Origin of the sequence: Pectobacterium sp. S5 (genome assembly GCF_051707265.1) — a bacterium.
In the GTDB taxonomy this organism is placed as follows: Bacteria; Pseudomonadota; Gammaproteobacteria; order Enterobacterales; family Enterobacteriaceae; genus Pectobacterium; species Pectobacterium polare.
In genome coordinates, this window is the sequence record NZ_JAULSZ010000008.1 from 129,327 (window position 1) to 137,645 (window position 8,319).

The window sequence follows — 8,319 nt, forward strand, 5'->3', positions numbered from 1 at the left end:
CTTGGTTGTATTTAAGAAGCCATCCCGGGGATACCAGGATGGCTTTTTCAATTACTCGTTAACCTCGACGGGTACGACGTTTTCACTCGGGTAGCAGCCCAACACTTTTAACGAGCGGGTGATGGGGGCTAATCCTTTTAGCGCTTTCTGCATGGCATCGCTGCGCAGGTTGGCCTGTACGTCCAAATAGAACATCTCTTCCCACGGATTACCGTTGATCGGTCTGGATTCCAGCTTGGTCATCACAATGCCGTTATCACGCAATACCAACAGCGCTTCTACCAGCGCACCTGACTGTTGGCCAGTTGCCATAATTAGCGTGGTTTTTGCCGGTACTTGTTCAGTAACATCAATCGGCTTGCGTGCTAATACAATGAAGCGAGTGATGTTTTGCGACTGATTTGCCAGATCGTGTTCCAGCATCTGTAGCTGATAAAGCTGACCACCGGCTTCGCTGCCGAGTGCTGCTGCCTTTGGTGAGTTGAGTGCGGCCACTTTTTCCATCGCCGCGGCCGTGCTCTCACAATATTCAATCTTCCAGTGTGGAAAACGGTTAATGAAATGGCTGCACTGCTGGAACGGTTGTGGGTGGCTATAAACTGTTTCGATCTGTTCCAATGACGTATCGGTGGCAACTAAAACACAGTGATTGATTGGATTGGTTAATTCGCCAACGATGGATAAAGCCGTGTGTTGCAGCAGGTCGTAGACGTCATTGATCGAGCCAGAGCTGGTGTTTTCAATCGGCAGAACGGCATAGTCCGCTTGCCCAGTTTCCACCATGTTGAAGATGTCCTGAAATTTTAGGCAACCACACTCAACAAATTGCTCGAAGTGCCGTGCGGCATATTGGCGAGCGGCGAGATGGGAATAAGATCCTTTCGGACCGAGAAACGCAATACGTGCAGAGTGTGACGCTGTTTGGTTGAGGTGATGCTGCAAGAGTGCCTGCTGCGTCAGTACCGAATCTTCAATGATGAGCTGAAATAAGCGGGTAATGTAGTGACCATCAAGATGATGCTTTTTCCCAGCGGCGGTCAGTTTGTCCAGCAAATCACGCTCACGCTCTTTGTCACGGATTGGGCGATGCGAATGCAATTTGCTGCGAGCAACGTCCAGCGCGAGTTCTCGTCTTTGTGCCAACAATTCAATTAATTGCAGATCCAATGCGCTGATGCGTTCTCGCAGTGCCAGTAATGGGTTGTCTGTCATGATGCTGTTACCTGTCTTATGTTCTTATATAAAAAAAGCCTCCTGGTCAGGAGGCTTTTTTGTTCGTCTTCGTATTCTTGCTCTTACGACGAATCGCCTCCCAAATCAGGGGAAGGTGAAAAAAAATACGAAGAAGAACAGTTTATTTATCATGTTTACTCGGTTAGTCAGGAGAATATCCAGATTCTAAGTAGGTAAGGTAACTGTTGGCTTTTCATCCTGTCAATACAAAATCGCCGAGCGCAATGTTAAACGAGGTATCGCGTTGGATCTTTAAGATGTGGGTTGCGGAACTTTGAATGCAAAAACGCGCCCTCAGGCGCGTTATATTGAGGTAAAGAAAACGGAAAAGTTACTCTTCTTGCGTCGGCTGTAGATTGGCTTCTTTGACGCCCGCTACCGCACGTCTGGCTTCACCTTTATGTTGGAGTTTGTCCAACTGGCGTTCCAACTTGGCAATTAGCTCGTTGATGGCGGCATACATATCGTCATGTTTGGCACTGGCAACCAGCGGGCCGTTTGGCGTACTGATAGTGGCATCTGCTACAAAACCCTGTGGTTCTTTTGACAAAATAATATGCGGGTTAATCAGCTGGGTTTGCCACTTATCCAGCTTAGAAAGACGGTCTTCGACATGTTGACGAATTGCGGGAGTGATATCCATTTGCTTACTGGTAATATTAATAGTCATATAAACTTACCTCTCTGCCTATGTCCGTCTTGGATAATTTCAGCATACAGTGAGTTGTGACAAAAAGCGTGATGTTGATCGCTTTTTTTCGTCACTTTTTGTCAAGAAAATGCGATTTGTGAAGCATCATTGGGAATAGGAGGGAAGTGCTTGAGGGGGCATCTGGCCTGTGCCATTATTGATAGGATGTATTGACGCTACTACGCTGTTATTGACTCCCGCCAACCTGTTTTTTCTGCTCATCTATGCATAGCCAACCGATCGAACCATAAAAAACGGCAACCGAAGCTGCCGTCTTATTACTGTGTGTCACTTGTCGTTTATGCTGGGTTCGCCGCGATGACTTTTGCGACTTTGTCCGCCTGTGCGGCCAGTTGCAGTTCGCGATAAGCATTTTCCATCAACGGCAGGGCATTTTTTGTTGCCTGGGTATCTGGGTAATCACGCAGCATTTGCTCAACGCGATTAACTACTGCCACATAAGCGCCGCGTTTCGTGTAGTATTGCGCGACAGAAAGTTCATACTTGGCCAGACGCTCTTTGAGGTAAACCAAACGCTTGTTTGCGTCGGTGGCGTATTGGCTGTTCGGATATCCCTGAATGAGCTTGCTGAAATCCCGGAATGCGGTACGGGCATACTGCGGATCGCGATCGGAACGATCAACGCCGAAGAAGCCTTGTAACGCACTATCATCCAGCGCCATGTCGGTAAGGCCGCGCATGTACAGGACATAATCCACGTTTGGATGGGTCGGGTTGAGTCGCAGGAAGCGGTCAATAGAAGCTTGGGCCAATGGCAGCTCGGCGGATTTGTAATAAGCGTAGATCAAATCCAACTGTACTTGCTGCGAGTAGGGGCCAAAGGGATACCGGTTATCCAGTGCTTCCAACTGCGTGATGGCTGCTTTAAAGTTGCCGTCCTGCAGTTTTTGTTGAGCATTGGCATAGATTTCAGATGGCGGACTATCAGGAACCGCATCTTTGGAATTGCTGGAGCAACCAGCCAGCGCCAGGCTCAACGTGGCGGCAGCCACCAGATATTTCATACGCGTCATGACGTTTTGATTATCCTCAGAATGTTATTCCGGGAGGCTGTCCGTTAAGCTCCCGATTTAGACCAGCTACAATAGTACATTATTTTAAACGGCGTCGCCGTCAAAACCCAACGTTAACGAAGAAGCTGCATAATATGGCACAACAAGTACAACTCACCGCAACGGTGGCCGAATCTCAACTCGGACAACGTTTAGATCAGGCTTTGGCCGAATTGTTCCCTGATTATTCACGATCCCGTATAAAAGAGTGGATTCTTGAGAATCGAGTACAGATTAACGGCAATGTCATCAATAAGCCAAAAGAGAAAGTACTTGGCGGCGAATCGGTAGCCATTGATGCATTGATTGAAGAAGAAGCACGCTGGGAAGCACAGGATATCAAACTGGATATCGTGTACGAAGATCAGGATATCCTGGTCATCAATAAACCCAGAGATCTGGTGGTTCACCCCGGTGCGGGTAACCCAGATGGCACGGTATTGAATGCCTTGTTACATCATTACCCTGAGATTGCCGATGTGCCCCGTGCCGGGATTGTGCACCGACTTGATAAAGATACGACAGGGCTTATGGTCGTCGCGAAAACCGTACCCGCACAGACGCGTTTAGTTGAGGCGTTACAGGCGCGTGAAATTACTCGTGAATATGAAGCCGTTGCGATTGGTTCGATGACTGCGGGTGGCATGGTCGAGCAGCCTATCGCTCGTCACTCAACCAAGCGTACTCATATGGCTGTGCACCCAATGGGTAAACCTGCCGTGACACATTATCGCATCATGGAACATTTCCGTGCGCATACCCGTTTGCGGTTGCGGCTGGAAACGGGGCGCACCCATCAGATTCGCGTGCATATGGCGCACATTAATCATCCTCTGGTTGGCGATCAACTATACGGTGGTCGTCCTCGCCCGCCAAAAGGCGCTTCGGAGGATTTCATTGAGATGCTGCGTGGGTTCGATCGTCAAGCGCTGCATGCCACCATGTTGCGTTTCTACCATCCTATTACTGGCATTCACATGGAATGGCATGCGGAATTGCCACAGGATATGGTCGATCTGATTAATGCGCTGAAAGCCGATACTGAAGCGTTTAAGGATCAGCTCGACTGGTAATGTATTCAATACGATAAGTGCCGATTTATAGAGGTGACGGACTATGTTGATATACCCCGACTGGCCTTTGCCAGAAAGTGTGAAATCTTGTAGTACGACGCGTGTTGGCGGGTGCAGTGGTGCACCTTATGATTCGCTGAATTTAGGGAATCATGTGGGCGATGAGCCCGCGCACGTCACCGCAAATCGGCAAACGCTGGTGGAGCTGGCTGGCCTTCCTACTATGCCGCATTGGCTAGAACAGGTTCATGGCACCGATGTGATTCGTATTGGTGAGGTGTCCCCAACATCTGTTTGCGGTGATGCCGCTTATACAGATAAGAAAGGAAAAGTCTGTGCGGTGATGACGGCTGACTGTTTGCCCGTGCTTTTTTGTGCAATCAACGGTGACGAAGTCGCTGCCGCGCATGCTGGTTGGCGGGGATTGCACGCGGGGGTATTGGAAGAAACGTTAGCCTGTTTCCGTGCGCAACCCGCGCAAATTATGGCGTGGTTGGGACCCGCTATCGGGCCTGATGCCTTTGAGGTCGGCCCTGAGGTTAGGGACGCATTTATTCAGCATGATGCGGCAGCGGCCTCTGCATTTCGGCCTGAAGGAAACAAATTTTTTGCCGATATCTACCAACTGGCACGTTTGCGTTTACGTGCCGCAGGGGTAACGCAAATTTTTGGTGGAAATGCCTGTACTGTGAGCGAGCCTCACAAATTTTTCTCTTATCGGCGTGATGGTGTGACTGGCCGTATGGCAAGTTTAATCTGGCTGATATAACCTATTGAATTAAGACGATCCAAGACAAGTAACATTTAAATCCTGTCACGACTGGCAAAATAACCTTGAAATTTTTGAGGGATGACCTCATTTAATCTCCAGTAGCAATTTTGACCAGTGTATGGGAGGTGTTATGCGTCTGGATCGTCTTACCAACAAATTCCAACTTGCTCTTGCTGATGCCCAGTCTCTTGCCCTTGGGCGCGATCACCAGTTTATTGAACCACTTCACTTGATGAGCGCCTTGCTTCATCAGGATGGTGGAACTGTTGGTCCACTTCTGACTGTTGCCGGAGCCAATCTTAATCACCTGAAAAGCGAAATCGACCAGGCAATCGCGCGTTTGCCTCAGGTTGAAGGCACTGATGGTGATGTTCAACCTTCGAACGAGTTAGTCCGCGTATTGAATATGTGCGACAAGCTGGCGCAAAAGCGTGGCGATACCTTTATCTCTTCGGAGCTTTTCGCGCTTGCTGCGCTGGAATCTCGTGGCTCGCTGGGGGATATTTTGAAAAAGGCGGGTGTTACGCAGCAAGGTGTAACAAATGCTATCGATCAGGTGAGAGGAGGGGAGCAAGTGAACGATCAAGGGGCTGAAGATCAGCGCCAGGCATTAAAAAAATTCACTATTGACCTCACGGAGCGAGCGGAGCAAGGCAAGCTCGATCCGGTGATCGGACGTGATGAAGAAATTCGCCGTACTATTCAGGTCCTACAGCGTCGTACCAAAAATAACCCAGTATTAATTGGTGAGCCCGGCGTGGGTAAAACCGCGATAGTGGAAGGGTTGGCCCAGCGTATCGTTAATGGTGAAGTGCCTGAAGGCCTGAAAAACAAGCGAGTACTTTCACTGGATATGGGCGCGCTGGTGGCGGGGGCGAAATATCGTGGTGAGTTTGAAGAACGTTTGAAAGGCGTGCTCAACGATCTGTCTAAGCAGGAAGGCAACGTCATTCTGTTTATTGATGAACTCCATACGATGGTGGGGGCAGGCAAAGCAGATGGCGCGATGGATGCCGGCAATATGCTAAAACCTGCGCTGGCTCGTGGTGAGTTGCATTGCGTTGGGGCAACAACGCTCAATGAGTATCGGCAATATATTGAAAAAGACGCGGCCCTTGAGCGTCGTTTCCAGAAAGTGTTTGTCGCTGAACCGACTGTTGAAGACACGATTGCGATTCTGCGCGGGCTGAAAGAGCGCTATGAATTGCACCATCATGTACAAATTACTGACCCAGCGATTGTTGCGGCAGCCATGTTATCTCATCGTTATATCGCGGATCGTCAGTTGCCGGATAAAGCGATTGACCTGATTGATGAGGCGGCATCCAGTATTCGTATTCAGATTGATTCGAAACCAGAGCCGCTTGATCGGCTGGAACGCCGAATCATCCAGTTAAAGCTGGAGCAGCAGGCGCTGAAAAAAGAATCTGATGAAGCCAGCCAAAAGCGGCTTGAATTGCTGAGTGCGGAACTTGACCAAAAAGAGCGTGAATATTCCCAACAAGAAGAAGAGTGGAAAGCAGAAAAAGCGTCACTCACGGGAACGCAGAATATTAAAGCGTCTTTAGAGCAGGCGAAAATTGCGCTGGAACAGGCTCGTCGTCAGGGCGATCTGGGAATAATGTCTGAGCTGCAATATGGCAAAATCCCTGAGCTGGAGAAACAACTGGCAGCAGCAACGCAGCAGGAAGGGAAAACGATGCATTTGCTGCGTAATCGAGTAACGGATGTTGAAATTGCTGATGTGCTGGCGCGTTGGACTGGGATTCCTGTTTCTCGCATGTTGGAAAGCGAGAAAGAAAAATTATTACGCATGGAAGATGAACTGCATCAGCGTGTGATTGGGCAGAACGAAGCCGTTGAAGCGGTAGCGAATTCTATCCGTCGTAGTCGGGCTGGGCTATCTGACCCGAATCGTCCTATTGGCTCGTTCCTGTTCCTTGGGCCAACAGGCGTTGGGAAAACGGAACTCTGCAAAACGCTGGCGACTTTCCTCTTCGACAGTGACGACGCCATGGTGCGTATCGATATGTCTGAGTTTATGGAGAAACACTCGGTTTCACGTTTGGTCGGTGCGCCTCCTGGATATGTCGGTTACGAAGAAGGGGGCTATTTAACGGAAGCGGTGCGTCGTCGCCCTTATTCGGTCATTTTGCTGGATGAGATCGAAAAGGCACACCCTGATGTATTCAATATCCTACTTCAGGTATTAGATGATGGCCGCCTTACTGATGGCCAGGGCAGAACGGTCGACTTCCGTAATACTGTGGTCATCATGACGTCCAATTTGGGATCTGACCTTATTCAGGAACGTTTTGGTGAGCGCAGCTATACCGAAATGAGGGATATGGTGCTTGATGTCGTTAGCCACAGCTTCCGTCCTGAGTTTATTAACCGTATCGATGAAGTCGTGGTATTCCACCCACTGGGAAGGGCACATATTACGTCGATCGCACAAATTCAGCTCCAGAGACTGTACAAGCGTCTTGAAGAGCGTGGATATAGTGTCACGATCGCGGATGCAGCTTTAGATATGCTCGGGGAAGTCGGGTTTGATCCTGTCTATGGTGCGCGTCCGCTTAAAAGAGCGATACAGCAATTGATAGAAAACCCACTCGCTCAGCAGATGCTAGGGGGGAAATTGATACCTGGTAAACCGATCACATTAGATGTTGAAGGCGAACAGATAGTCGCACGACAAGAATAATGTGAGTGAAATGGTAAGTGGGCAACGGGGCATTCGTTAATGGATGCTCCGTTTTTACATATTAAGCTCAGGTTATATCCACTTTTTGTGTGTTAAGTGTGCTAAATGCTGTTTGTTGTCTTGTTTTTGAACGGTTGGGAAATAATTTGCATTTAGCGCTTGTCAGCGCCCGAGAAGTCCCTATAATGCGCATCCACTGACACGGCAACAGCGACACGCGGTTGTGGTGACAGCAAAAAAGATTCAACGAAGGCAGTCAGTAATGACTTGACTTCACAGCGGAAAAGCATAGTATATGCAGCCCGCGCCACCGATGAAGTGGCACTGCTCTTTAACAATTTAATCAGACAATCTGTGTGGGCACTCACAAGACCGTATCTTAACGATATAAAAAGTCTTGAAGAGTGAACAACAGTAAAATTCATTACGAATGAACAGTTACTAATTCTTTGAGCATCGCTTCTCGAGTAGAAGCAAATCAAACAAATCTTAAATTGAAGAGTTTGATCATGGCTCAGATTGAACGCTGGCGGCAGGCCTAACACATGCAAGTCGAGCGGTAGCACAGGAGAGCTTGCTCTCTGGGTGACGAGCGGCGGACGGGTGAGTAATGTCTGGGAAACTGCCTGATGGAGGGGGATAACTACTGGAAACGGTAGCTAATACCGCATAACCTCGCAAGAGCAAAGAGGGGGACCTTCGGGCCTCTCGCCATCAGATGTGCCCAGATGGGATTAGCTAGTAGGTGAGGTAATGGCTCACCTAGGCGA

6 protein-coding genes, 1 rRNA gene and 1 other annotated feature are annotated in these 8,319 nt (G+C 49.0%); of the genes, 4 read left to right on the plus strand and 3 right to left on the minus strand.

Going from position 1 to position 8,319, the window contains the following annotated elements:
• Positions 1–51 precede the first annotated feature (51 nt).
• From pheA to bamD, 3 genes are all read right to left on the minus strand, one after another.
• The gene (gene pheA / locus QWJ20_RS21005; RefSeq protein ID WP_174877219.1) at positions 52–1,212 is read right to left on the minus strand and encodes a bifunctional chorismate mutase/prephenate dehydratase; all 1,161 of its coding nucleotides are present in this window, start codon (positions 1,210–1,212) and stop codon (positions 52–54) included.
• A 28-nt stretch (positions 1,213–1,240) separates the two neighbouring features.
• Positions 1,241–1,366 (minus strand) — a sequence feature (Phe leader region).
• A 198-nt stretch (positions 1,367–1,564) separates the two neighbouring features.
• The gene (raiA, locus tag QWJ20_RS21010) at positions 1,565–1,903 is read right to left on the minus strand and encodes a ribosome-associated translation inhibitor RaiA (protein ID WP_039488073.1); all 339 of its coding nucleotides are present in this window, start codon (positions 1,901–1,903) and stop codon (positions 1,565–1,567) included.
• Positions 1,904–2,223: 320 nt separating this feature from the next.
• Positions 2,224–2,958, minus strand: a complete 735-nt coding sequence (gene bamD, locus QWJ20_RS21015) for an outer membrane protein assembly factor BamD (protein ID WP_039325274.1) — start codon at positions 2,956–2,958, stop codon at positions 2,224–2,226.
• A 134-nt stretch (positions 2,959–3,092) separates the two neighbouring features.
• Here bamD and rluD point away from each other — a divergent pair, with 134 nt between their 5' ends.
• From rluD to QWJ20_RS21035, 4 genes are all read left to right on the plus strand, one after another.
• Positions 3,093–4,070 carry a 23S rRNA pseudouridine(1911/1915/1917) synthase RluD gene (rluD, locus tag QWJ20_RS21020; RefSeq protein ID WP_433993377.1) on the plus strand — a complete coding sequence of 326 codons (978 nt, stop codon included), beginning with the start codon at positions 3,093–3,095 and terminating at the stop codon, positions 4,068–4,070.
• A 43-nt stretch (positions 4,071–4,113) separates the two neighbouring features.
• The gene (gene yfiH, locus QWJ20_RS21025) at positions 4,114–4,839 is read left to right on the plus strand and encodes a purine nucleoside phosphorylase YfiH (protein ID WP_433993378.1); all 726 of its coding nucleotides are present in this window, start codon (positions 4,114–4,116) and stop codon (positions 4,837–4,839) included.
• 133 nt (positions 4,840–4,972) lie between these two features.
• Positions 4,973–7,549 (plus strand): ATP-dependent chaperone ClpB, encoded by a 2,577-nt coding sequence (gene clpB / locus QWJ20_RS21030; RefSeq protein ID WP_224073289.1) that lies wholly within the window; start codon positions 4,973–4,975, stop codon positions 7,547–7,549.
• Between the two features lie 491 nt (positions 7,550–8,040).
• A 16S ribosomal RNA gene (locus tag QWJ20_RS21035) occupies positions 8,041–8,319 on the plus strand; the annotation flags it as partial.